The organism is Catenibacterium sp. CAG:290, assembly GCF_000437715.1.
GTDB classification, from domain to species: domain Bacteria; phylum Bacillota_I; class Bacilli_A; order Erysipelotrichales; family Coprobacillaceae; genus Catenibacterium; species Catenibacterium mitsuoka_A.
Window position 1 is genome coordinate 1 of sequence record NZ_FR898846.1, and the last position, 437, is coordinate 437.

Annotated in this window: 1 protein-coding gene; it reads right to left on the reverse strand. The window is 35.2% G+C overall.

All coding sequences use genetic code 11. The features are described from left to right. Window positions 1–105 precede the first annotated feature (105 nt). Window positions 106–437: hypothetical protein (locus QVO42_RS07825; protein ID WP_288164097.1), on the reverse strand; the 332-nt coding region annotated here is incomplete at its 5' end.

Here is a 437-nt window from a genome sequence, read left to right on the forward strand (position 1 = left end):
GAAGCTTTACCTGCCACATCATCCCACACAAGAACGCCTCCCTACTATATTTCTATTATAGTAGAAATGATTCTTAGATGCGTTGAGTAAGCTTTTGACAGCGCCTTATTTAAGGCGCTTATTTGATATTTCTATATTTTGTGACTTTAATAGATTCAGTAAATAATCATAATTATCCGATAAAGCATCTATCTTAATCAATTTCTTTCCCATCTTATCATACAAGATCATTGCTTCCTTCTTATCAATGATTACTTGTCCAATATCAGTGATGCATAATACCTTCTTAGTATGAAATATTCTATGTATCTCTAATTGAGAATCATCTACTTGTACACCCCATGTAGATGCCCAGGCCACGCCATATAAACCAATAGTCCCAAAGATAGAAGAAACATACAGATGTCCCATCTCTACGGTTTCATTGCCTTGCACGT